A 21,731-nucleotide genomic window follows, 5' to 3' on the forward strand; every position below is an offset into this window, starting at 1 on the left:
TTTATTTATCAACCGTCTTACAGACGCTTCCATTCTGGTTAGTGGTAGCGATGATGCTATGCATAAAAACCTTGAAGCCTGCGTCTGGCGCGGTCAGGTCGGTGTCGCTATGGCAACAAGCCTAAAGGCATAACCCGACAGGGATAAGACGAAAAATCCGAGATTAGTTAACCATATATGAACCCAGTACCCGCGCAACGTGAATATTTCCTCGACTCCATCCGCGCCTGGCTGATGTTGTTAGGGATCCCTTTTCATATTTCTTTAATCTATTCGAGCCATACATGGCATGTGAATAGCGCCGAACCGTCATTATGGCTGACCCTTTTTAATGACTTCATCCACTCGTTCCGCATGCAGGTATTTTTCGTTATATCCGGGTACTTTTCCTACATGCTTTTTTTACGCTATCCCTTGAAAAAATGGTGGAAAGTACGTGTCGAACGTGTAGGTATCCCGATGTTAACAGCCATCCCCCTACTGACATTGCCGCAATTTATTATGCTGCAATACGTCAAAGGGAAAGCGGAAAGTTGGCCTGGACTGTCATTGTATGACAAATATAATACGTTGGCCTGGGAATTAATATCACACCTGTGGTTTTTACTGGTGTTAGTGGTCATGACGACGCTGTGCGTCTGGATATTCAAACGTATCAGAAATAATTTAGAAAATTCTGATAAAACGAATAAAAAATTCTCGATGGTAAAACTATCGGTGATTTTTTTGTGCCTCGGCATCGGTTATGCGGTAATAAGAAGAACAATTTTTATTGTGTATCCGCCCATTCTGAGTAACGGCATGTTCAATTTTATTGTCATGCAAACGCTATTTTATTTGCCGTTCTTTATCCTCGGCGCACTGGCTTTCATTTTCCCTCATCTTAAAGCCTTGTTTACCACGCCGTCTCGTGGCTGTACCTTCGCAGCAGCATTGGCATTTGTCGCTTACTTACTCAACCAGCGCTATGGCAGTGGCGATGCCTGGATGTACGAAACCGAGTCGGTGATCACCATGGTCCTCGGTCTGTGGATGGTGAATGTGGTCTTCTCCTTCGGCCACCGTTTGCTTAACTTCCAGTCAGCGCGGGTGACTTACTTTGTTAATGCATCGCTGTTTATCTATCTGGTTCACCACCCGTTAACTCTGTTTTTCGGCGCGTACATTACACCGCACATCACATCCAACTGGCTTGGTTTTCTCTGTGGCCTGATATTCGTAGTAGGGATTGCGATAATTCTGTATGAAATTCATTTACGCATCCCGTTACTGAAGTTTTTGTTCTCTGGTAAACCGGTTGTTAAGCGTGAGAACGATAAAGCACCAGCCCGTTAAGCCGCGTTTACAATAACCATTCCACGGGCAATATCGATGCCAGTCTGACCATAACCCGCTTCCAGAAACTGGTGGCGGGTTCTTTTTTGAGAACAATTTCTTTCTTTGCATGACGATCAACCCAGTTGATCCGTCCCCACCTGTCCAGACGGAGCTGCCAGGCCGCATCATACTGGCTCTGAATAAAGCGTTTATCAATTAACTGTGCCAGCGTTTCGCTCTCTATCACGAACCCCATTTCAGTATTGAGCAATGTCGAACGCGGATCGAAATTGAAAGAGCCGATAAACACCGTTTTACCATCGATGCTAAAGGTTTTAGCATGCAGGCTGGCACCGGAATTACCGGTTATGCCGCGATCGTGTAACGTACTACTTTGTTCACGCGTCGGCTTGAGTTCATATAATTCCACGCCGTAGCGGAGCAATTTTTTGCGCCAGCGTGCGTATCCGGCATGGACGACAGCAACATCGTTAGCGGCAAGAGAATTGGTTAGGATCGCAATCTTTACCCCTTTTCTCACCATCCGTAAGAGTTGCGCCACACCTGCGCGTGTCGGTACAAAATAGGAAGAGATAATATCGATACGTTCACTGGGTGAGCCCATGATATCGAACAGGCGCTGCGGTAACAGTGAATGCCGTTTTTCCTTGCCTTCCCCTTTCGCCGGATCATCACTTAATAAACGTGTTTTCGCCCAAATAAGCGGCAACGTTCCATCAACCAGATGATTTATAAACGGGCTGGATTCCATTTTGCGTAAATAACGATGCGTCATGGCATCGTTGTGCCAGGATGCTGGTAACTCGATGCGATCCGCCATTTCACCTTCCGGGACATCCAGCACCTGCTGTAGGGGTGAAACCGATTTGCAATACCAGTAGCGGGCGAAATCATCGGCAACGTCCTCTACAACTGGTCCTATTGCCATGACATCTAAATCCGAAAAAAGTGGCTCTTCCCCTGCCCCAAAATAGGCATCACCAATATTTCGCCCCCCTACCAGCGTCACCACGCCATCGACAGTGAAACTTTTATTGTGCATACGGCGATTGAGACGGGAAAAGTCGGTGATATAACCAAGCGGACGTAGCAAGCGAAACGAGAAAGGATTAAAAAGCCGGACTTCAATGCGGGGATGACTGTCAAGCAAGCGTAAAATGTCGTCAAGTCCGGGTGTATTGTTGTCGTCCAGCAACAAACGGACGCGAACGCCACGCTTTGCTGCGGCTAACAGGGCGGAAAACAGTAACCGACCCGACATATCGTCCTGCCAGATGTAATACTGAACATCCAGCGTATGCTCTGCCATTTCGGCCAGACGATACCGGGCGGCAAACGCATCCAGACTTTTCTCCAGAGGAAAAAGGCCACACTGACCGGGATGTTGCGAACACAGTGGCAGCACCGCGCTCGCCAGCCGGGGCAAATCATTCATCTCCTTGTTGAGTAAGGAGTCTTTCGTAGAGGTGGGCGTTTTCTTCATCATAACAGACAAAGTATACCTGTTCGGGTAAAGCGTGACGGGTAATAAATTCTGAAACGGTTTTTACTGCGATTTCAGCCGCTGCCGCACGAGGGTAACCATAAACCCCAGTACTAATTGCAGGAAAAGCCACTGACGTATAGCTGTTTGCCGCCACCAGTCGTAGGCTATTGAGATAGGCATCCTGCAAAAGCTGGTCTTCGTTTTGTTCACCACCACGCCAGACTGGCCCGACGGTGTGCACTACGGCTTTAGCGGGAAGATCGCCTGCAAGCGTAATAACGGCATGCCCCGTAGGGCAATCGCCCTGCTGTTGCCTGACTTTTAAACAGGCATCCAGCAGCGCCGGACCCGCTGCGCGATGAATGGCCCCATCGACGCCGCCGCCTCCCATTAATGACGGATTAGCCGCATTCACAATCACATCAACGGCCAGTTTGGTAATATCACCCTGCACAACATGAATACGCGTTTTCATAACGCCTCCTTACACCTTCTTGTTTCTTAAGTGTACAGCAGGCTTTTTGGTTAAATCGCATTTTTCTGCTCAGCAAGGTGAGTTGTTCAGAAACTTAGTTATATTCGATGTTCATTACAGCCAGCTTTTTCTGTTTATCAAGATACTGCACTTTTACTGAGGCTATTTGCGCGTTTTTGACATTGCCGCTCATTAACGCTTTGCTGGAATAGGTTCTGCCCGGAACAGAGCCATTCTGTGGGCAGTTCATTTCTACGGGTGTTGACTGGGTACTGACGTCACATGCCGGTTCCACAATTTGGCCATAAAAGTGGACCACGCCCCCTTGCGCGCTGCTTCCTGCGATGGCAATAAAAGGAAAAAACATACTGCCGAGCATTAGAGAGTCTAAAAAAGGTCTGAACATTTATTCTATTTCCTCAATGATTAGTCATCCTTGAGGGTTGTGTTATCCATACTTTCAGGTTGGCTGATTCGCAGCAGACCATTCTCTCCAGATTCATCTTATGCTCGATATTTCAACAAATTAAGACTTTTCTGAAGAGGGCGGCCATTGTTGTGATAAATGAAGTGACTGTCCATCAGAAACAGTAACAACTATTTTCACCCGATCGTCCGGGGAAATATTTAAACTCAACTTCGTCAAAGCAATGGGTTGATTAGCAGGCAATGAGAGGGTCTTTTCTTGCTTCGTCTGACTTTGCCCTGAACTGCCTTCGCGCAGGGACAATATTTGTACTCTGCACAGACAAGATTGAGTAAGAGTGACTTCAGGAATAATGGTGTACATATCCCCTTGCTGGGTCGTATTAAAGGTTATCTGACTGGAAAGTGCCGCAAGGAGTAATAACGCATTCATATTCTTCTCCCGAAAAAAAACAGGGCTTGCGCCCTGTTTCTTTAATACAGATGTGTATTAGTACTGATGAGCGGTCGCGTTGTTACCAAAGCCAACCTGAGTGACGTTAACGCTGGAGTTAGATGCAGTCTGGTCAACAGCAGCACCGTTACCGCCACCGAACTGTTTAACAGTCATAGTAGAATCTTTACCATTCCACTGATCAAGAGTAGCGCTGTTGCCGAAACCACGCTGAGTCAGATCGATTGAGCTGTCATCAGAACCTTGGCCAACATCTGCGCCGTTACCGCCGCCGTGCTGGGTAATGGTCAGATCAGAGTTACGGGCGTCAGCTTGCAGAGCAAGTGCAGAGTTACCGCCACCGTACTGGTAAATGTTCAGCTCTGAATTTGGGCCGCTATTATTACCGCCACCACCGTGGTTACCGCCACCGCCGCCGTACTGAGGAACAACACCTGCCAGAGCGCTACCGGAGAATACGATTGCTGCAATTGCTGCTACTTTTAAAAGTTTCATGTAAAACCCCCATCGGATTGATTTAAAAGTCGAATGGAAATTAACGTTGTGTCACGCGAATAGCCATTTGCGACTGTCTCTGCACTACAATTGCCGTTTTTTGAGTACCATACTGTGTAATATTTGCTTTATTACCAGAACCTTTCTGGATAATCATCGCAGTATTACCATAAGCACCTTGCGAAATACTGGCATCGTTGGCATTGCCCGCCTGATCAATATATGCAAGGTTATAATCTCCTGTCTGGTCAATCTTTGCCCGGTTGCTACTACCTTCTTGCGCAACAACCGCCAAAAGTTTTGAGCCTCCCTGCCGTAACTGAGCACTATTATTAGTCCCAGCTTGACCAATTATGGCTGCCTGATTAAATGAAGACTTACTCAATTCATTTACCGCGAAGTTATATTCTGAATTAGCTAAATCATAACCTGCTGCGGCTGCAATCCCAGGCGCACCCAGTATTGTTAACATCATAAATAACAATTTGTTTTTCATGTTGTCACCCTGGACCTGGTCGTACATTTAAGAAATTAAATCATTTCAACTTGGTTGTTAACGCAACCTGTATTTTGTTAACGCTGCGTTACGATGGAAAGTATGTCTGCGGAAATATTTTTAATAACTCACCCGCGCGTTGTATTTTTCTTTTTTTGTTCATACCAAAGTATTAAAACCCACGTAAATACGCTGTTATCTACGCAAAAAAATATTTTGTTTTCTTTTAAATCTCCGTTTTCCGCAATCAAAAATCACCAGACAGCCATTCTTCTTGCCCGTCGCTGATTGCTGCGATATGTCTTGCGCACAAGCCGTGACAAACCTCGTCTTTTTGCAGTAAAAAATTGTCCACGGAGGTGTGAAGAAAAAACAAGAACGTTTTACATGACGAAAGGACTACACCGAAATATTTTTTATATGCATTATTAGTAAGTTAGCACCATTTGTATGATTTTTTAAAATTGTGCAATAAAAACCAAATGTACAACTTTTCTATCATTTCTAAACTTAATAAAACCTTAAGTTTAACATTTTAATATAACGAGTTACATTTAGTTACATGTTTAACACTTGATTTAAGATTTGTAATGGCTAGATTGAAATCAGATGTAATCCATTAGTTTTATATTTTACCCATTTAGGGCTGATTTATTACTACACACAGCAGTGCAACATCTGTCAGTACTTCTGGTGCTTCTATTTTAGAGGCAGCTGTCAGGTGTGCGATCAATAAAAAAAGCGGGGTTTCATCATGTTTAATGAAGTCCATAGTATTCATGGTCATACATTATTGTTGATCACCAAACCTTCTTTGCAGGCGACAGCTCTCTTGCAGCACCTTAAACAATCGCTGGCAATTACAGGAAAATTACATAATATTCAACGTTCTCTGGACGATATATCTTCAGGCTCTATTATTCTTCTGGATATGATGGAAGCGGATAAAAAGCTTATCCATTATTGGCAGGATACTTTGAGCAGGAAAAACAACAATATCAAAATATTGTTGCTAAATACGCCTGAAGATTACCCGTACCGCGACATTGAAAACTGGCCTCATATCAACGGCGTTTTTTATGCCATGGAGGATCAAGAACGTGTTGTCAATGGGTTGCAAGGCGTCCTGCGCGGCGAATGCTACTTTACGCAAAAGCTTGCCAGTTACCTGATTACGCATTCAGGTAACTATCGTTATAACAGCACGGAATCAGCCCTCCTTACTCATCGGGAAAAAGAGATCCTGAATAAGCTGCGTATCGGCGCGTCTAATAACGAGATCGCTCGTTCGTTGTTCATCAGCGAAAATACGGTTAAAACGCATCTTTATAATCTTTTCAAGAAGATAGCCGTAAAAAACCGGACACAAGCGGTTTCCTGGGCAAACGATAACCTCAGGCGATAAAGCCATGAAACGTTATTTACGCTGGATTGTGGCGGCAGAATTTCTGTTCGCCGCAGGGAATCTTCACGCCGTTGAGGTAGAAGTCCCGGGATTGTTAACTGACCATACTGTTTCATCTATTGGCCATGATTTTTACCGAGCCTTTAGTGATAAATGGGAAAGTGACTATACGGGTAACTTAACGATTAATGAAAGGCCCAGTGCACGATGGGGAAGCTGGATCACTATAACGGTCAATCAGGACGTTATTTTCCAGACTTTTTTATTCCCGTTGAAAAGAGACTTCGAAAAAACTGTCGTCTTTGCACTGATTCAAACTGAAGAAGCACTAAATCGTCGCCAGATAAATCAGGCGTTATTAAGTACGGGCGATTTGGCGCATGATGAATTCTAAATAAAAAATTGTTCGGAGGCTGCAATGCGTGTCAAACATGCAGTAGTTCTACTCATGCTTATTTCGCCATTAAGTTGGGCTGGAACCATGACTTTTCAGTTCCGTAATCCAAACTTTGGTGGTAACCCAAATAATGGCGCTTTTTTATTAAATAGCGCCCAGGCACAAAACTCGTATAAAGATCCGAGCTATAACGATGACTATGGTATTGAAACACCCTCAGCGTTAGATAACTTTACTCAGGCCATCCAGTCACAAATTTTAGGTGGGCTACTGTCGAATATTAATACCGGTAAACCGGGCCGCATGGTGACCAACGATTATATTGTTGATATTGCTAACCGCGATGGTCAATTGCAGTTGAACGTGACAGATCGTAAAACCGGACAAACCTCGACCATCCAGGTTTCGGGTTTACAAAATAACTCAACCGATTTTTAAGCCCCAGCTTCATAAGGAAAATAATCATGCAGCGCTTATTTCTTTTGGTTGCCGTCATGTTACTGAGCGGATGCTTAACCGCCCCGCCTAAAGAAGCCGCCAGACCGACATTAATGCCTCGTGCTCAGAGCTACAAAGATTTGACCCATCTGCCAGCGCCGACGGGTAAGATCTTTGTTTCGGTATACAACATTCAGGACGAAACCGGGCAATTTAAACCTTACCCGGCAAGTAACTTCTCCACTGCTGTTCCGCAAAGCGCCACGGCAATGCTGGTCACGGCATTGAAAGATTCTCGCTGGTTTATACCGCTGGAGCGCCAGGGCTTACAAAACCTGCTTAACGAGCGCAAGATTATTCGTGCGGCACAAGAAAACGGCACGGTTGCCATTAATAACCGAATCCCGCTGCAATCTTTAACGGCGGCAAATATCATGGTTGAAGGTTCGATTATCGGTTATGAAAGCAACGTTAAATCGGGCGGTGTTGGGGCAAGATATTTTGGGATCGGTGCCGACACGCAATACCAGCTCGATCAGATTGCCGTGAACCTGCGCGTCGTCAATGTGAGTACCGGTGAGATCCTCTCCTCGGTGAACACCAGTAAGACGATACTTTCCTATGAAGTTCAGGCCGGGGTTTTCCGCTTTATTGACTATCAGCGCTTGCTGGAAGGGGAAGTGGGTTACACCTCGAACGAACCCGTGATGCTGTGCCTGATGTCGGCTATCGAAACAGGGGTCATTTTCCTGATTAATGATGGTATCGACCGTGGTCTGTGGGATTTGCAAAATAAAGCAGAACGGCAGAATGACATTCTGGTGAAATACCGCCATATGTCGGTTCCACCGGAATCCTGATAGATAAAAATGCCGGAATTATCATCCGGCATTTTACTGTTTAAGCGAAAGCGTGAGTGCCCCTCACGCTTTATTTTTGATTTGCTGCTCACGGTGAGCGGTCTTCGTACTACGCGCCGCCAGCCACAGGCCGCTGTTTTTCATTGCGTAACCAAATACCAGTCCAAGCGCCAGCGAAGGTAACACCAGTTTCCAGTCACCCTGCCCGGCAAACGTCGCGCATGCGCCTATAAACGTCCCCGGAACAAATGAAAGCAGCAGCTGTTTCGCCTGAATACACATCAGAAACGCGACAATACCGGTTATGACATAACCGAGAATTTCCAGATGTGGTGCCAGTGCACTACCGTAAATAATGACCATCGCCCACACCACGCCACTAAGCAGGGTTGCAGCGGAGATCGCCAGCCCTTTCAGCCCACCTTGCGGGCAGGCAAAGTAGGCCGTACAGCCCAGGAAGCCCGCCCAGCTTAGTAAGCCCAGGGAAACAGCCACCCATCCCCAGATACCGGAGAGAATGCCTGTTGTGATTGCAATAGAGAGAAGTATGTTCATGCCGCGCATGATAGCAGAAAACGCGGCCATGAATGAGATCGAGCACACATTTTATGCAACAACAAATTATCTGTTGCAGTTATGAGTGATGCAGATCACATTTACTCTTCAGAATCTTCTTCCAGCTCGTCCCACATTGCACTAATAGCATCGCGGGTTAGCGGTGCCATGGTGCGCCAGAAAGGCGTAGTTGCATGGGCCTCCACTTTGCCAAGGAACGCACCACACCAGGGTAACAGATACTCACTGAACAGTGTTTCCAGTGCTTCGCTCTCATCTTCCGTTGACTGATCTTCCAGCCAGGAAGCCGCGAGCAGCAATGTGCCGATGTGATCGGCTGGCGTATCCGCTAATGGCATCCCCCGTTCGGAAAGAAAAGCGCGCACTTCCGCTTCCGTCGCGCCCTCAACCCATGCGCTACGATATGGCGGCACAGCACATTCATCGCCGATAAACAACGCATTGTAATCGGCAGAGACTTGCGCCATATCACAGCTTTTCTGTAAACGCGTCAGTAACTCATCCTGCTCCAGTGGCCAGTTCGCAGCCAGTTTCCCCTCACGAATCAGGGTAAACAGCGGCACCAGTAAAGGATCTTGCGGTTGGCGGTAATAGAGCGAACCCAGCACACGACAGAGGATAGAAAACTCGTTCATTAATATATTTCCATTACTAGTAATTAAAGGTCTGCAAATTCCGCAATCGGTGCCATACCGCGAGATTCAAGGAAGTTCAGTAAGCGGCGCGGAGAAACATTCAAAATGCGCTCTGGCGGAAAATCTACCGCGTCGAGGATTTTAAGACACTCTTCAAATTCACCCATGGTAAACGCGGTGTGAGAATCCGAACCTAATGCCACCCAACCTCCAGCGTCACGTACCGCTGCGGCTACCGCACGACAGTTGTCTTCACTGCCCTTACGTGAGTGTAAAAATGAGGAATTATTGATTTCCAGCGCCACCTGATGTTTCGCAGCTGCTTCAGCAACGGCTTTAACATCTATTTCATATTTCGGATTTCCGGGATGGCTTATTATATGCACATTGCCGCTGGCGATAGTGGCGATCATCGCTTGCGTATTAGTCGCTTTGTCATGCGGCGCAAACACCGGCTCATGAAAACCGGCAATAATCAGATCCAGCGAATCAAACATTTTGCCACTGCAGTCAATTTCACCGTCAACATTTTTAATGTTAGCTTCGATGCCGCGCAGGATCCCAACCCCATCAACCACTCGCGGCCAGATACGCATGTTAATGAAGTGCCAGTGATGCGGCGCATCTTCCATATCCGGGCCATGATCGGTGATCGCAAAAAGTTTAATGCCCTTTTGTTTGGCCTGGGCAATGTAATCACTCAATGTGCTATATGCATGCGTGCTGGCAACGGTATGCATATGAAGGTCGACGGGATACATAACTCTCTCCTGTATTCAATTCCCGCCAAGGATAGCAGGAAACCTGATGCTTTATTAGTAGCCGCGTGCGCGGTCGACTTGCCCGCAGACCCTCTCCCCTTTTTCGAGCTGGGCAATGGTGCGAGAAATGTACTCCACAGCTTCAGCGGGACGGGTAATTGCGGCGACATGTGGTGTTATCGCCACGCGAGGATGTAGCCAGAGCGGACTTTCCGGCGGTAAGGGTTCGCGATTAAAAACATCCAGCATTGCACCTTTAACTTTGCCGCTATCCAGCGCCGCGAGCAGGTCATCTTCCACGACATGAACACCACGCGCCAGGTTGAGGAGATACGCGCCATCCGGTAATTTTTCGATTAATTGTTGATTAATAATGCCGACGGTTTCAGGGGTATTCGGTAACAAATTAATCAATACCCGGCATTGGCTCAGAAATGCAGAAAGTTCTTCCCGTCCGGCAAAGCTTTGCACGCCAGGCCACGATTTACGGGTTCGACTCCAGCAACGCAGCGGAAAGCGCCAGGTTTGCAGACTCTGTGCAACTTTACTGCCCAGTACGCCTGCGCCCAAAATGCCGATGGTAAAATCTTCCCGATGATATTCAGGCAACGGTTGCCAATGCGAACTATTTTGCTGGATGCGATAATCGTCAAAACGTCGAAACCAATGCAGCACCTGACTGACAGCATATTCCTGCATTTGCTCGCCCATACCGGTATCTTCCAGCCGAAAAAGTGGAACAGAAGGCTTCAGCATTTCAGGGTGTGCCTTTAGCTTGCTCAAAATAGAATCAACACCGGCCCCGAGTGCGAACACCGCTTTAAGATCGCGCCCTGCCAGCATTTCAACTGGAGGATGCCAGACTAAAGCATAATCAGCAGGGTCATTATCTCCGCTTTTCCATGCTCTGACTCTTGCCTGAGGAATAGCTTTGCGCAGTGCCTCAATCCACCATTGGGTATCGAACGTTGGGTGATAAAAGATGATATCCATACAGACTCCCGAAAAGCGTTGCGCGAAATTTATTCGCACTTATCGTTATGATCTACAAAGACCACCAGCATAACAAATCCGTGGTCGGTGGCAAAAAAAGCAGATTTCGCTTATTAAAACTGCATATTGATTGAAGTTTGAATAAACGCGCGATTTTTTAAAAAAGTTTGTTGACCTCAGGTCATGATTTCCCTAAATTAGCGCCCGTTCCAGCAAGACAGGAACGACAATTTGGTGAGGTGTCCGAGTGGCTGAAGGAGCACGCCTGGAAAGTGTGTATACGGCAACGTATCGGGGGTTCGAATCCCCCCCTCACCGCCAGATATTGAGCGCATGTTATTGTTTAACATGCGCTTTTTTTATTTTTCCTTCCAGGCAGTATGCCACAGGGTATGCCATCTGAAACCGGTTTGTATGAGCCTCGATCACATCTTATCAGACAATTTCCGATCTTTGAGCATACAGGGCAAAGCTATACTGCCAGCATGTCAGGATAGTGTCTGACGATAATATCATTCAGTCTGTCAACCAGTTCCGGTTTCCTGAACGTGATATGCGCGGAGCCTTTCCTGAAGTATCTGATGCTGAACATCTCATCCTCATAGCATGCTTCACCCTGAACGGACCGGATGTGCTCATCCAGACGAATGAGGATATTGTCCCGGTCAGTGGGTATGGGTTTACCGCTGAACAGATACAGTATCCTTTCCAGGTCGGCAAGCCGCCCGGCCTGCGGACCATGGTTCAGACCAAATCCCCACCAGTCCCATTTCACCAGGTTGTTGAGGATAATCTTACTGCCGAATTTACAGGGTGACCCGCTGTTGTGCGTCCGGCTCAGTCCTCTGAAGAGGTTGATGACGCCCCGTTCAGCCATTTCATCCCTGTTACGGTGCAGTTGTTCAGACGTACTCAGGATATTCGCTTCGCTGATTTCCGGAAAATTATCCTCCTCCAGTGAACGGTACCATTCATCACGCGCCTGTGCATCCATCAGACTCAGCATCCCGGAGCGTTGCATCAGGTCACGCCAGATTTCACGGTCAAGGTTCCGGGTGATGGCTTTCATTGCGGTTTCCGGTTTTTCCATCAGCCAGCAGCCACAGCGAAAATCCTGTTTCACGGCCCAGTCCCGGGCCGTTTTACCTCCGATGCTTTCTGTCATTACTGAGATTTCTGCCAGTTGCCGGATAAGCCTTTCGGTTTGTTGCAGTGCTTCATTCCGTACCGTCACAACGTGCCGGATACTGGTTGAGCAGATAACGTCCGTATGTCCGTTAAGCGTTTCCGGACGGGAGACTGTGATATCAGACATAACCGATATTCCTTTTTGCAGATAAATGAAAACGCCAGCCGTATTCGGACTGGCGTCAGTGGAATGAATCGTGGTGAGTGAGATGATGAGTGAGACTCACAGGTTCTGGTGCTGAAGCTGCAGCTGGCGCAGGGTGCGGATATCCTCCCTGGCCTGTTCGATACAGGGCAACAGTGCTGCCGAATCCGTTTTATCCTCATCGTTGTCGAAGATAATGCAGGAGCCGCAGTCGATATTGTCCTGCAGCCACGCAATCAGAATATCCGGTGCTGTTTCTGTGGTTAATGATTTCATACGGTGTCTTTTGTCCCGGTTACCAGTCGAAAGTGGGAAAACCCGGCAGACATTCAGCGCCGGCATCCAGATGAATGAGACTGACGCCATAACGCCGGATGAGAGTGACAACCAGACGACGAAACGTTTTTGACAGACCCAGGCGTTTAAGCCGCAGAGCCGGGTACGACCACGCATCAGTACGTAACAGATATCCGCTGCCTGTAAAATGAATCCATTCTGATTCGCCGTTGTCATTCGTCTGATGCGACAGCGAGTACAGCCAGGCATTGTCCTGCTCCGTGATATGTGCGGTACTGCAGCGTATGCCGGTAAGGGCCGCAAATGGTGGCATGCAGTCTGCTGAGGTCCGGTCAGATTCATCAGCAACACGAAGGGAACAGCCATTATCGCAGACCACGTTAATCAGTTCAGCGAGATTAACACCATCGACGTCAGCGACAATGCGCCCCATGTTCAGTGCCTGTACGTTAACGCTGTCGGCTTCCAGTGTCAGGGACAGTTTCATGGTTTCACCTCACAGTGTTTACCCAGGGTGATGTTGTTCACCATTCTGTAGTGGCTGCGGGTCATCAGGCCGGTCGCCCGGCGGGCCCGGAGAATATCAATGCTGCTGATTAACTGCGATGAAGCTCCTGCGCTGAATCCCGGCTGGTCGGTACGCACCAGCGCGTATTTTTCCACAAGAAAGTTCACCGCATCACACAGTGAAATACCCGCCTCAATATGCTGCTCAATCACACGTTCATCGGCGAACGGTGTGTCATTCAGCGTGAGGCCGTAGTGCTGGTCCAGCAGCCGGGTGAGCAGTGTCTGCCAGATTTCAACCGGAGACGGGCAGCGCGATGTTGCCCGTACGTGTGTGTCGGGGAATGTTTTCATCTTAAGTACTCTGTAACAGGTGATGATAAAGAAGTGCTGTCCGGGGTTATGCGGTGGTTCAGGGTGTTGCCGGTGTCGGATAAATGGCGATATACACGTAACCACAACTGCCGAGGGTGTCGGCATCGCAGGTCAGCCCTTTCGCATACAGTGTCACGGTATGCTGATGGCGGGGACTGAGTTCACCGCTGGTGAGCATGAGTTCCAGCTGTTTCATCAGCAGCGGAAAGGCCTGGTCCAGGTGGTACGCATCTGCGTCGCTGAACCGGCCTCTGATACCGGCGCGGTCTGCAAGGTAATGCAGGCGGTTACCCTCCTGCACCAGACGGGCACCAAAACAGGGTGTCACGGTGCAGGGCAGTCCCCACCAGGGGCGGTCGCTGTTGTCGTCAGGATGCGTTGTCCCGGTGAGTGTGTCTGACATGATAAAGTCCTCACTGATAATCGGTTAAGAATGGTTTTAACAATGACGGGTCAGCCGGCGCGCAGACCGGCTTCGGTGAAGGTGTATCCGTTGATGAGAAGGGCCTCATCCACGGCGTCGTCTGAGGTCAGCCAGTCGTACTCGTTTTCCAGTTGACTGTATAACCAGAAGGCAAGGTCCCGCAGGGCGTCACAGACAACGGTTTCCGCGCTGGCTGTCATTGCCTGTCCGGTCGGACTGTCCCGGGTGACGGTGATATCCATGCTGTACGGATGGCAGTAGTGTCCCCGGTGGCGGATTTCAGCCTGAAGCTGCCGGAAGTTACGCTTCTGCACCGCCTGCAGGGCATCCGCGATACGATGAAGCTCACGGTCCTGCGGGGCATATTCCCTGATTTTCCGGGGTGCCGCTGGCTGCCAGCGCCAGCGTCCTTCAAAACAGGCTCCGTCCCCCTGGCTGCAGAATCCGCTGAACCAGATGCACGGCTCTTCCATAAACCTGCCGTTGCTGAGCCGGATAACACGCTGGCGGAGGGCAATCCCGACAATCTCACAGACCGTCCTGAAGTCCTCATACACGTTTTCATACCAGTTGCTGTCAGCATGATGCTGACGGTACCATTCACGGGCCTTCTCCCGTGCTGTGGCGGAAAGTTCATCCGGCGTATACACGGTGGTGATGATAATTCTGCTCATCCGCATCTCCACTGACTCAGTTCAGGGTGACGCTCATTAGCCGGACATACGGGCCAAAACTGTCCTTCCGGCGTTCGGCAAACACGGCAAGCACACCGGGGATATCCTGCACTTCACGACCGGTATACGCTTCAGCACTGCCGTGCCAGCGGTATTTACCGGTACAGAACGGAAAAAGACGGGATGACGGATACTGACGGTGAACGCGCATGGCTTCACCACGGGTGATGATTTTCATGAGAACAGTCCTCCTGAATGTGAAAGTGAGAAACAGCTGAGAAAGAGAAACTGAAGTGACAATATGAAGGTGGCTGTGACGGTGACGGATTAAAGCAGACCGTGTTCCGCAAAGGAGAACACCCGGCTGCCACCGACTATCAAATGGTCCGGTACCCGGATATCCACCAGGGCCAGTGCCTGTACCAGACGTTCAGTGATAAGGCGGTCTGCCTTACCGGGTGTGACCTCACCGGACGGATGATTGTGCGCCAGCACCACGGCAGCGGCATTGTGGTACAGGGCGCGTTTAACCACCTCCCGGGGATGCACTTCCGTGCGGTTGATGGTACCGGTGAAGAGGGTTTCACCGGCAATCAGCTGATTCTGGTTGTTCAGGTACAGCACCCGGAACTCTTCCCGCTCCAGTCCCGCCATGTGCAGAATCAGCCATTCCCGTGCCGCATGCGTGGAGGTGAAGGCCACGCCGGGTTCATGAAGATGGCGGTCCAGGGTTTTCAGGGCCCGCTGAATGAGGCTGCGCTCGCCGGGCGTCATCGCGCCGGGCAGAAAGGAAATCTGTTGCATAACCTCACCCCTCAGTCGATGATGCGCATAATGGCGCTGCATTCCGGATGCTGCAGGGCGTAATCCCGCAGCCGGTAATAATGGACCGTCATGGCATAATGCTCCGTACGGCAGGCGTGATGACTGTAGGCCATCAGGCAGGCGGCAATGCCGGCGGCTTCAGGGCTCATTTCCGCGCGGTTGCCGTTCATGGTGTTAAACAGTGCCCATGTTTCGTCATCATCGTCACCCGGTTCGGGAGCCATAAATGCGCCGCCGTTGTTCAGGGTGTACATATTCCAGATACCCCCACTGTAGTCTTCACACAGACGGTCCATCCAGCCGAAGATTCGGGGCTCAAGGGTCACCCACTGCGGAATGAGGCCAAAGTGCTGCGGCCAGAAGCTGATGCGCTGTTCGTCAGGCACTGGGCTGGCAACCAGCTGAGGTGGATTATTCCCGGATGCAGTGGTTGCGGAAACAGAGTCATGCGAAACCGTTTTCATAAGTGAAATCCTTAAGTGAATAAGTGAACAAGTGAATTAAGGAAATAAGTGAATGAATAAGTGAATAAGAGAGAAAAGACAGGGCACTGACAGCGTCGCGTTAATCAGCGCAGGCTCTCCAGCAGCGTTTCCGTCATCACCCACAATGCGCGGTTGAGCTTAATGTCGGTGTCAATGCTGTGAATGGCCCGGGTGTGGATACGTTTTCCTTTTGCACTGCGCCCCTGAAGACCACCCTTGAGCATATTCTCCTGGATGGTCTGATAAGCACTCCACAGGTCCTTACCGTAATCCTCCCGGCGTCGTGGCGTCAGAATGTCAGCGGTGGTGACGGGCTGATGTTCGTCACCATAACGGTAAGTCAGGGCGGCCTGTGCCAGCGCTTGGCGAGCCGGTGGTGGTAAAATCAGCGACTGCATGGCATCACGCTTCTCCTCAATCCGGTCAAAAACCCCCACCACTTCGTAAGCCCCTTCGATGACCCTGTCCACCACGTTTCCCCGGTGTGGCACACGCACCTCTCCGAGAGACTGACCGCAGACGCACCCGTTCTGACACACGAACCGGAAGTAACCCGGCAGCATCTGGTAGCTGGAGGTACCGTCATGGGAGTTGAGCAGAATGATTTCCGGGACATGCTGCCCGTTTATCTCCCCGTCACGGCGCAGACGCAGCATGTGCTTTGTGTATCCCCGACGTCCCGGGTCCCGCACGCGGGTCTGGCAGGCAAAGAAGGGCTGAAAGCCTTCCCGCTGCAGGCTTTCCAGCACGGTAATGGTGGGGATGTATGTATAGTTCCGGCTCCGGGAGGTGTGCTTATCTTCCCCGAAAATCCCGGGCACATGGTGCATCAGTTCTTCATGTGTCAGCGGACGGTCACGGCGTATCTGGTTCGCATAACCAAAACGACTGGCTAATCGCATACTTTGCTCCTTATCAGTGGTTAAGACTGACTGACGTAATCAATGAAAAAGCCGCGTCTCCCGGAGAAGACGCGGCCTGATGGATGAAATGAATGAGGGTTTACCGAAGTCCTTCAGCATTGAGGTGAAGCCGCCGGAAATGTGTTCCCGGGTCATCTTCGATAAATACATTGCGGTAAGCTGTTATGGCAGAAACCGCCTGCACGTGTGAGAAAGGTCTTCGCTTAAGACGTACTCTGTGTGATCCGGTATTTCTGGTTTCTCCTGATTAATAGCCTCTGCCACAAAGTGTGGAAGAGGCTGAATCATGGTATTTACTTCTTTCATCATGGTGGTATTCCGGTGTATTAACCGGGATCTGATTCCGGAAAATAAGGAATAAACGTAAAGGAGCAGAATGCTCGTTATGCCAGACACGCAGGGGGTAATGCCTCTTCCGGGTGGTTAACCATATTGCCGGGATGTGATGCTTCATATTCCATAACAGAGCGTTGCCTGATGATACTGACTACCAGTGGTTTGATTCACATATTGGTCGCTGCCCGTTGCTGTACGCTGGCGGCGAAAATGATCTCCAGAGCATTCTGATCGATAACACGGGCCAGATTCGCGTTCAGATTTTCAGTTTCATTTTCGGTCAGCAGGAAACTGACGGCAAGCCACGTCACCTGCTCCTGAATCATGGCAGGAATTTTGATGCGCTCCTCTTCAGCCAGAGTACCGGCAATTTTTCCTGATACCACTGCAATCATTCCTCCCGGAACGCCGCCCGCCAGCGAATATGAAATAACCGGGGTATGCGTTCAGTGATACAGCCAGCCAGTAAAGCCGGACCGGACAGACACAGCAATATGAGTCCTGCCAGCACAGACGCTGTGCTGGTTAATGCTCTGAACAAAAAGCGAAGAATGGCAAATCCTGCGATAAGCAGGATCAGCACGCCGACTATCTGTAACATAGTCCCCCTGATAAATATCATGTTATTGTTAATGCCAGCGAATGTGGCGTTGAATATCCGTTGCGCCGGTCCGGGTCCCGATCATGATGACCGGGACCACAAAGAGGCAATGCAGAATTGTCAGAAAGTCACATTCAGCGTGGCCTGACCGTTATAACCTTCAGCGCTGCTGCCGCTGACGCTGCGGGCATAACCGGCCTGAACACCCAGGGTGATATTTTCCCGGACACGGGCTTCCAGTCCGGCCTGCAGGTCCAGTGATGTGCCATTCTGTGACGGTGAGAACATCATGTTACTGCCGGCTGCGGCTGTACCCATGCTCATGTCTCCCCGGGAGCTGAAGGTGCGGATAACAGAAGGCTGTACCCACCCGTTCACCGGCAGTTCACTCACACTGTGTCTGGCACTGCCGCGCAGGGTGTCACGGGATGAGCTGCCTTCACCAAAGCTCATATCGTTGTGGCTGCCCAGACGGAAACCGGCACGCACATGTTGTGCACTGCCATGCCCGAACTTCACATAACCGGCGTTATCCTGGCCGTCATCCAGGGAGAGTCCCTGCCAGGTGTACTGCAGTTGTGGCTCCAGCATCAGATGGTCAGTGATACTGAAGGGCAGACCGGCTTCCAGTGAGCCCAGCCAGCCCCGGCCCCGGGCGCGGAAGTCGTTACTGTCCGATGACGCTTTCATGCTGTGGCGGGTTTCCTGTGCCACAAGGTCAGCCCACAGGCCGGAGGACGTGTGTACCAGATTCAGGTATCCGCCCAGGCTGCCGGCATCATCCCGGACCGTGCCGGCGCGGGAGCCGTTATCATCCCTGACATCAACGGCAGAATGACCCGCAGCACCATATACCCCTGCGGTCACAGACATACCGGCAACCTCTGTTCTCAGCAGGTCCCCCTCCAGACGGACGAAGCCATAGCTGCCGCTGCTTTCCGGCGTGGCCCCACGGACAATACCGCCGTTGTTACCGTGACCGAGATGACCGCCCTGAATGCTGAGGCGGACGCTGTTATTTTCACCGTTCACATCGCTCTGATGGCTGCGGGAGCCTGCCAGAATCCGGTCGTAGTCCATCCCCTGCGTCAGCATGGAGGCGTACAGGGGGACTTCCGCGCGATAACGCGTTTCACTGCGCAGATACCAGCTCTGGTCACCGTCACGGGTCAGGGTGTAGTCATACACCCCGGCCTGCAGCGGGTTGCCCTGAACAAAAGCGCCTTCCTCCGTGGTGGCACCATTAATGGCCTCCACCACCTGAATGCCCTTACCGGTGGTCGCCAGCCCCGACGCACTGTTGCCGGCGTTCACCAGGTTCAGGGTGGTTTTCCCGGTGGCACTGCCACCGTCAATCACCAGCCTGTCGGCATTGTGCTGTGCCAGGTCAGGGCGGACACGCAGGGTGATGCTGCCGTTCTGTCCCCGGAGATTTTTCACCGTCAGGGTGGCCGGCGTGAAGGCTCCGCTGCGGGTGCTGACGAAGTTAATCTTCCCGGCATGACGGAGTTCATCCACCACCGATTTCACCGTGGCGTTGTCCGGAATGTTCCAGGTGGCACCGGAGGTGAGGGTGACATCCGTGGGGTCAATGGCACCGGTCAGCACGGTGCTGCCGGTCAGGCTCAGGGTGGTACCGCGCCGGGCAATGATATCCGTGGTGACGGTACTGTCGGCCAGCGTCAGTGCGCCTTCGTTAAGGCTGACGGCGTTCCGGGTGAGAGTGGTGTTGCTGACAGTGAGTGTGCCGCTTCCTGATTTTTCCACCCTGCCGTTACCGGTGAGTACGCCCCCCTGCAGAAGCGCATCGCCTTCACGGGTGACCAGGGTGCCGTCATTCACCGTCTTCCCGGAGAGGGTCAGCGTGGCACCGTTATTCAGCGTGGTGGTGCCGGTCAGGGTTCCGCCCTGCGCGGTGAGCTGCCCGCCGTTCACGGTGGTGTCACGGGCGCTGTCGCCGGCCTTCAGGGTAAAGGCGCTTCCCTTGCCCAGCGCGAGTCCTGAGGCGTGTCCGCTGCCGATACTGAAGGCACCTCCACCGTCATACTGACCGCTGACAGTGGCACCGGAATCGGCCAGCAGCATACCGCCTCTGCCCATGGATACCGTGGTGGCTGTACCACCGGTCAGGACTGCCAGCGTGCCCCCGTCATCCACCCGGGTGTCAGTGGCCGTGTGACCGTTCAGTACATCAAGACGACCGCCTGACTCCAGCAGCACGCCGTCAGCCTTTCCGTCTGCCACGGAAAAGTGGCCCGCACGGTTTGTGCCGGAGACGGTGGCTGCCGTACCGGTAACCAGCGCACCGCCCGTATTCTGGGTGACGGCGGTGGCCTTACCACCGGCATTCACCTGCAGCTTTCCTTTCTAATTGATGGTGGTATTCTCAGCCACCGCTCCCGTCTTCACCACCTGCCAGCCACCGTCGTTAATCACCGTGTTCTGTGCCACACCGCCCTGATGAACATACTGGTTGCCGCCGTTAAGGGTGGTGGACAGAGCGTGACCATGTACCGACTGGTCGCCACCGGCCTGTATGGTGGTTTCTCCTGCCATACCTTCGCCCGCAATGACCTGCCGCCCGTTTCTGTTCACGGTGGTGGAGAGTGCCATCCCTGCCACGAGCTGACCGGTGGCATCGTTATCAGAGTCCGGCCCGCCTTCAGCGCCGGTATTCACAACGGTGTCGGTTGCCACTGCGCCGGGTTTAACGGTCTGATAACCGTCGCGGTTAATGACAGTACCGACAGCACTGCCTCCCTGATGTACCCACTGCTCACCACCGTTCAGGGTGGTGTTCACCGACTGCCCCCGGAGGCTCTGCCCCCCGCCGGCATGGATAACGGTGTCAGTGGCTGTACCGCCCGTCATCACAACCTGACGACCATTTGCGGTGACCGTGGTGTTGCTGGCTGTCCCGCCATTATCTATCCACTGCCCACCGTTGTTTTCCTCACTGTCCGGCCCCAGCTCCAGCCCGGTACTAATGGTCATGCCACTGGCCGTACCGAAGACAATCTGGTTGTCGTGATTTGTCAGCGTACCGCCATTCACTGTATCTCCTGCCTGTACAGCGCTGTCAGCAGCCGGCGCGGGCGCTGACATGACTGCAGCAAGGGACAGTGCGGCAGCCACGCCCGCACGCTTCCCCCGCGTGCGGGCCAGTTCAGAGGCCACCGCGAAGGTGCCCGTGACGTGATTCCATACCAGCCGGTAACTGGTGTTCAGATGTCGCTTCATTAGTAAGCGTACAGCGAGAGCCGTATTGACGGGGATGTGTTATTCAGCTGGCAGTGCTATGCGCCACGGAAGCAGTTCGCTGACCCGGTTGACCGGCCAGTCTGCTATGACGCCAAGCACATGGCGAAGGTAGCTTTCTGGATCCACGTCATTCAGTTTGCACGTCCCGATCAGGCTGTACAGTAGCGCTCCCCGCTCACCACCATGGTCAGAGCCGAAGAACAGGAAGTTTTTACGACCCAGACTTACCGCCCGCAGGGCATTTTCAGCGATGTTGTTGTCGATTTCCACCCAGCCATCGTTCGCATAGTACGTCAGTGCCGGCCACTGGTTAAGTGCGTACGCGAACGCCTTCGCCAACTCTCAGTGTCGCGACAGGGTCTTCATCTTTTCACGCAACCAGCTTTCCAGGGATTTCAACAGCGGTTTCGTTTTTCGCTGACGTTCAGCAAGCCGCTGCTCTGCCGGCATTCCCC

At 51.3% G+C, this 21,731-nt stretch carries 26 protein-coding genes, 1 tRNA gene and 4 pseudogenes; 6 read left to right on the forward strand and 25 right to left on the reverse strand.

The features are described from left to right. The first annotated feature begins 177 nt into the window (after window positions 1–177). Window positions 178–1,335 carry a glucans biosynthesis protein MdoC gene (mdoC, locus tag ACJHYR_RS22025; protein ID WP_001070346.1) on the forward strand — a complete coding sequence of 386 codons (1,158 nt, stop codon included), beginning with the start codon at window positions 178–180 and terminating at the stop codon, window positions 1,333–1,335. A gap of 7 nt (window positions 1,336–1,342) precedes the next feature. On the opposite strand, the gene clsC is transcribed toward mdoC, so the two are convergent. The 6 genes from clsC to csgB form a co-directional block, all read right to left on the reverse strand. After that, window positions 1,343–2,824 carry a cardiolipin synthase ClsC gene (gene clsC / locus ACJHYR_RS22030; RefSeq protein ID WP_001586895.1) on the reverse strand — a complete coding sequence of 494 codons (1,482 nt, stop codon included), beginning with the start codon at window positions 2,822–2,824 and terminating at the stop codon, window positions 1,343–1,345. After that, window positions 2,766–3,299 (reverse strand): O-acetyl-ADP-ribose deacetylase, encoded by a 534-nt coding sequence (gene ymdB, locus ACJHYR_RS22035; RefSeq protein ID WP_000857405.1) that lies wholly within the window; start codon window positions 3,297–3,299, stop codon window positions 2,766–2,768. Before ymdB ends, clsC begins: the two co-directional genes overlap by 59 nt. Before the next feature lie 94 nt (window positions 3,300–3,393). Beyond that, complete coding sequence (locus tag ACJHYR_RS22040) at window positions 3,394–3,705, reverse strand: type 1 fimbrial protein (RefSeq protein ID WP_001586894.1); 312 nt, start codon at window positions 3,703–3,705, stop codon at window positions 3,394–3,396. Window positions 3,706–3,825: 120 nt separating this feature from the next. Then, window positions 3,826–4,158, reverse strand: coding sequence for a curli assembly chaperone CsgC (csgC, locus tag ACJHYR_RS22045; protein WP_000992818.1), 333 nt, complete (start codon window positions 4,156–4,158; stop codon window positions 3,826–3,828). A 57-nt stretch (window positions 4,159–4,215) separates the two neighbouring features. After that, a complete protein-coding gene (gene csgA / locus ACJHYR_RS22050) occupies window positions 4,216–4,674 on the reverse strand; it encodes a curli major subunit CsgA (protein WP_000771429.1) in 459 nt (152 codons plus the stop codon). A gap of 40 nt (window positions 4,675–4,714) precedes the next feature. Further along, a complete protein-coding gene (gene csgB / locus ACJHYR_RS22055; RefSeq protein ID WP_001360656.1) occupies window positions 4,715–5,170 on the reverse strand; it encodes a curli minor subunit CsgB in 456 nt (151 codons plus the stop codon). 754 nt (window positions 5,171–5,924) lie between these two features. Between csgB and csgD the strand changes: the two genes are divergently transcribed. From csgD to csgG, 4 genes are read left to right on the forward strand one after another with little or no spacing between them, the layout of a single operon-like run. Further along, window positions 5,925–6,575: a biofilm master transcriptional regulator CsgD gene (gene csgD / locus ACJHYR_RS22060; RefSeq protein WP_000481500.1), complete on the forward strand. Its 651-nt coding sequence runs from the start codon at window positions 5,925–5,927 to the stop codon at window positions 6,573–6,575. Window positions 6,576–6,579: 4 nt separating this feature from the next. Continuing rightward, the gene (csgE, locus tag ACJHYR_RS22065) at window positions 6,580–6,969 is read left to right on the forward strand and encodes a curli production assembly/transport protein CsgE (protein WP_000833288.1); all 390 of its coding nucleotides are present in this window, start codon (window positions 6,580–6,582) and stop codon (window positions 6,967–6,969) included. A 24-nt stretch (window positions 6,970–6,993) separates the two neighbouring features. After that, window positions 6,994–7,410 carry a curli production assembly/transport protein CsgF gene (gene csgF, locus ACJHYR_RS22070; protein WP_001264096.1) on the forward strand — a complete coding sequence of 139 codons (417 nt, stop codon included), beginning with the start codon at window positions 6,994–6,996 and terminating at the stop codon, window positions 7,408–7,410. A gap of 26 nt (window positions 7,411–7,436) precedes the next feature. After that, a complete protein-coding gene (gene csgG, locus ACJHYR_RS22075) occupies window positions 7,437–8,270 on the forward strand; it encodes a curli production assembly/transport protein CsgG (RefSeq protein ID WP_001189321.1) in 834 nt (277 codons plus the stop codon). Window positions 8,271–8,333: 63 nt separating this feature from the next. Here csgG and ACJHYR_RS22080 read toward each other — a convergent pair whose 3' ends face one another. The 4 genes from ACJHYR_RS22080 to ghrA form a co-directional block, all read right to left on the reverse strand. Continuing rightward, window positions 8,334–8,825 carry a DUF1097 domain-containing protein gene (locus ACJHYR_RS22080; protein ID WP_001309402.1) on the reverse strand — a complete coding sequence of 164 codons (492 nt, stop codon included), beginning with the start codon at window positions 8,823–8,825 and terminating at the stop codon, window positions 8,334–8,336. A 101-nt stretch (window positions 8,826–8,926) separates the two neighbouring features. Continuing rightward, window positions 8,927–9,481, reverse strand: coding sequence for a molecular chaperone YcdY (gene ycdY, locus ACJHYR_RS22085; RefSeq protein WP_001001909.1), 555 nt, complete (start codon window positions 9,479–9,481; stop codon window positions 8,927–8,929). Between the two features lie 23 nt (window positions 9,482–9,504). Continuing rightward, window positions 9,505–10,242 carry a zinc-binding phosphatase gene (gene ycdX / locus ACJHYR_RS22090; RefSeq protein ID WP_000283664.1) on the reverse strand — a complete coding sequence of 246 codons (738 nt, stop codon included), beginning with the start codon at window positions 10,240–10,242 and terminating at the stop codon, window positions 9,505–9,507. 54 nt (window positions 10,243–10,296) lie between these two features. Beyond that, window positions 10,297–11,235, reverse strand: a complete 939-nt coding sequence (gene ghrA / locus ACJHYR_RS22095) for a glyoxylate/hydroxypyruvate reductase GhrA (RefSeq protein ID WP_000351282.1) — start codon at window positions 11,233–11,235, stop codon at window positions 10,297–10,299. Window positions 11,236–11,468: 233 nt separating this feature from the next. Here ghrA and ACJHYR_RS22100 point away from each other — a divergent pair. Further along, window positions 11,469–11,556 (forward strand) — tRNA-Ser (locus ACJHYR_RS22100). A gap of 151 nt (window positions 11,557–11,707) precedes the next feature. On the opposite strand, the gene ACJHYR_RS22105 is transcribed toward ACJHYR_RS22100, so the two are convergent. The 15 genes and pseudogenes from ACJHYR_RS22105 to ACJHYR_RS22175 all read right to left on the reverse strand — a co-directional run. Continuing rightward, on the reverse strand, window positions 11,708–12,550 hold the full coding sequence (locus tag ACJHYR_RS22105; RefSeq protein ID WP_029490447.1) for a DUF4942 domain-containing protein: 843 nt from the start codon (window positions 12,548–12,550) through the stop codon (window positions 11,708–11,710). A 96-nt stretch (window positions 12,551–12,646) separates the two neighbouring features. Next, on the reverse strand, window positions 12,647–12,844 hold the full coding sequence (locus ACJHYR_RS22110; protein ID WP_001349630.1) for a DUF957 domain-containing protein: 198 nt from the start codon (window positions 12,842–12,844) through the stop codon (window positions 12,647–12,649). A 19-nt stretch (window positions 12,845–12,863) separates the two neighbouring features. Further along, window positions 12,864–13,352, reverse strand: coding sequence for a DUF5983 family protein (locus ACJHYR_RS22115; RefSeq protein ID WP_000777671.1), 489 nt, complete (start codon window positions 13,350–13,352; stop codon window positions 12,864–12,866). Continuing rightward, window positions 13,349–13,726: a TA system toxin CbtA family protein gene (locus tag ACJHYR_RS22120; protein ID WP_000847116.1), complete on the reverse strand. Its 378-nt coding sequence runs from the start codon at window positions 13,724–13,726 to the stop codon at window positions 13,349–13,351. The genes ACJHYR_RS22115 and ACJHYR_RS22120 overlap by 4 nt, the downstream gene beginning before the upstream one ends. Before the next feature lie 58 nt (window positions 13,727–13,784). Next, entirely contained in the window at window positions 13,785–14,150 is a 366-nt protein-coding gene (locus ACJHYR_RS22125; protein ID WP_032289760.1) for a type IV toxin-antitoxin system YeeU family antitoxin, read from the reverse strand. Window positions 14,151–14,200: 50 nt separating this feature from the next. Further along, entirely contained in the window at window positions 14,201–14,845 is a 645-nt protein-coding gene (locus ACJHYR_RS22130) for a hypothetical protein (protein WP_045145966.1), read from the reverse strand. Window positions 14,846–14,861: 16 nt separating this feature from the next. Next, complete coding sequence (locus ACJHYR_RS22135) at window positions 14,862–15,083, reverse strand: DUF987 domain-containing protein (RefSeq protein WP_000692361.1); 222 nt, start codon at window positions 15,081–15,083, stop codon at window positions 14,862–14,864. Window positions 15,084–15,172: 89 nt separating this feature from the next. Then, the gene (radC, locus tag ACJHYR_RS22140; RefSeq protein ID WP_001186164.1) at window positions 15,173–15,649 is read right to left on the reverse strand and encodes a RadC family protein; all 477 of its coding nucleotides are present in this window, start codon (window positions 15,647–15,649) and stop codon (window positions 15,173–15,175) included. 11 nt (window positions 15,650–15,660) lie between these two features. Continuing rightward, window positions 15,661–16,134, reverse strand: coding sequence for an antirestriction protein (locus tag ACJHYR_RS22145; protein ID WP_000860015.1), 474 nt, complete (start codon window positions 16,132–16,134; stop codon window positions 15,661–15,663). A gap of 104 nt (window positions 16,135–16,238) precedes the next feature. Then, window positions 16,239–17,057 carry a DUF932 domain-containing protein gene (locus tag ACJHYR_RS22150; protein WP_045147259.1) on the reverse strand — a complete coding sequence of 273 codons (819 nt, stop codon included), beginning with the start codon at window positions 17,055–17,057 and terminating at the stop codon, window positions 16,239–16,241. Window positions 17,058–17,157: 100 nt separating this feature from the next. Beyond that, window positions 17,158–17,262, reverse strand: a complete 105-nt coding sequence (locus ACJHYR_RS22155) for a DUF905 family protein (protein ID WP_106421522.1) — start codon at window positions 17,260–17,262, stop codon at window positions 17,158–17,160. A 199-nt stretch (window positions 17,263–17,461) separates the two neighbouring features. Then, window positions 17,462–17,833: pseudogene (locus ACJHYR_RS22160) on the reverse strand (hypothetical protein); the annotation flags it as partial. Beyond that, window positions 17,824–18,015, reverse strand: a pseudogene (locus ACJHYR_RS22165) (hypothetical protein); the annotation flags it as partial. The pseudogenes ACJHYR_RS22160 and ACJHYR_RS22165, both read right to left, overlap by 10 nt. 120 nt (window positions 18,016–18,135) lie before the next feature. Next, window positions 18,136–21,255 (reverse strand): annotated as a pseudogene (locus ACJHYR_RS22170) (AIDA repeat-containing protein). A gap of 39 nt (window positions 21,256–21,294) precedes the next feature. Beyond that, window positions 21,295–21,731 (reverse strand): annotated as a pseudogene (locus tag ACJHYR_RS22175) (transposase); the annotation flags it as partial.

The organism is Escherichia sp. WS1450 (assembly GCF_046487395.1).
In the GTDB taxonomy this organism is placed as follows: domain Bacteria; phylum Pseudomonadota; class Gammaproteobacteria; order Enterobacterales; family Enterobacteriaceae; genus Escherichia; species Escherichia coli.

Excerpts from the sequence above, each read along its gene's own strand:
- csgC (WP_000992818.1), bottom strand. The coding sequence starts at position 4,158 with ATGAATGCGTTATTACTCCTTGCGGCACTTTCCAGTCAGATAACCTTT.
- ACJHYR_RS22150 (WP_045147259.1), bottom strand. The coding sequence starts at position 17,057 with ATGCGATTAGCCAGTCGTTTTGGTTATGCGAACCAGATACGCCGTGAC.
- csgF (WP_001264096.1), top strand. The coding sequence starts at position 6,994 with ATGCGTGTCAAACATGCAGTAGTTCTACTCATGCTTATTTCGCCATTA.
- ACJHYR_RS22120 (WP_000847116.1), bottom strand. The coding sequence starts at position 13,726 with ATGAAAACATTCCCCGACACACACGTACGGGCAACATCGCGCTGCCCG.
- csgB (WP_001360656.1), bottom strand. The coding sequence starts at position 5,170 with ATGAAAAACAAATTGTTATTTATGATGTTAACAATACTGGGTGCGCCT.
- radC (WP_001186164.1), bottom strand. The coding sequence starts at position 15,649 with ATGCAACAGATTTCCTTTCTGCCCGGCGCGATGACGCCCGGCGAGCGC.
- ACJHYR_RS22145 (WP_000860015.1), bottom strand. The coding sequence starts at position 16,134 with ATGAAAACGGTTTCGCATGACTCTGTTTCCGCAACCACTGCATCCGGG.
- ghrA (WP_000351282.1), bottom strand. The coding sequence starts at position 11,235 with ATGGATATCATCTTTTATCACCCAACGTTCGATACCCAATGGTGGATT.
- ACJHYR_RS22135 (WP_000692361.1), bottom strand. The coding sequence starts at position 15,083 with ATGAAAATCATCACCCGTGGTGAAGCCATGCGCGTTCACCGTCAGTAT.
- ACJHYR_RS22110 (WP_001349630.1), bottom strand. The coding sequence starts at position 12,844 with ATGAAATCATTAACCACAGAAACAGCACCGGATATTCTGATTGCGTGG.
- ACJHYR_RS22130 (WP_045145966.1), bottom strand. The coding sequence starts at position 14,845 with ATGAGCAGAATTATCATCACCACCGTGTATACGCCGGATGAACTTTCC.
- ACJHYR_RS22080 (WP_001309402.1), bottom strand. The coding sequence starts at position 8,825 with ATGAACATACTTCTCTCTATTGCAATCACAACAGGCATTCTCTCCGGT.
- csgE (WP_000833288.1), top strand. The coding sequence starts at position 6,580 with ATGAAACGTTATTTACGCTGGATTGTGGCGGCAGAATTTCTGTTCGCC.
- ACJHYR_RS22125 (WP_032289760.1), bottom strand. The coding sequence starts at position 14,150 with ATGTCAGACACACTCACCGGGACAACGCATCCTGACGACAACAGCGAC.
- ACJHYR_RS22040 (WP_001586894.1), bottom strand. The coding sequence starts at position 3,705 with ATGTTCAGACCTTTTTTAGACTCTCTAATGCTCGGCAGTATGTTTTTT.
- ymdB (WP_000857405.1), bottom strand. The coding sequence starts at position 3,299 with ATGAAAACGCGTATTCATGTTGTGCAGGGTGATATTACCAAACTGGCC.
- mdoC (WP_001070346.1), top strand. The coding sequence starts at position 178 with ATGAACCCAGTACCCGCGCAACGTGAATATTTCCTCGACTCCATCCGC.
- ycdY (WP_001001909.1), bottom strand. The coding sequence starts at position 9,481 with ATGAACGAGTTTTCTATCCTCTGTCGTGTGCTGGGTTCGCTCTATTAC.
- ACJHYR_RS22115 (WP_000777671.1), bottom strand. The coding sequence starts at position 13,352 with ATGAAACTGTCCCTGACACTGGAAGCCGACAGCGTTAACGTACAGGCA.
- ycdX (WP_000283664.1), bottom strand. The coding sequence starts at position 10,242 with ATGTATCCCGTCGACCTTCATATGCATACCGTTGCCAGCACGCATGCA.
- csgA (WP_000771429.1), bottom strand. The coding sequence starts at position 4,674 with ATGAAACTTTTAAAAGTAGCAGCAATTGCAGCAATCGTATTCTCCGGT.
- clsC (WP_001586895.1), bottom strand. The coding sequence starts at position 2,824 with ATGATGAAGAAAACGCCCACCTCTACGAAAGACTCCTTACTCAACAAG.
- csgD (WP_000481500.1), top strand. The coding sequence starts at position 5,925 with ATGTTTAATGAAGTCCATAGTATTCATGGTCATACATTATTGTTGATC.
- csgG (WP_001189321.1), top strand. The coding sequence starts at position 7,437 with ATGCAGCGCTTATTTCTTTTGGTTGCCGTCATGTTACTGAGCGGATGC.
- ACJHYR_RS22105 (WP_029490447.1), bottom strand. The coding sequence starts at position 12,550 with ATGTCTGATATCACAGTCTCCCGTCCGGAAACGCTTAACGGACATACG.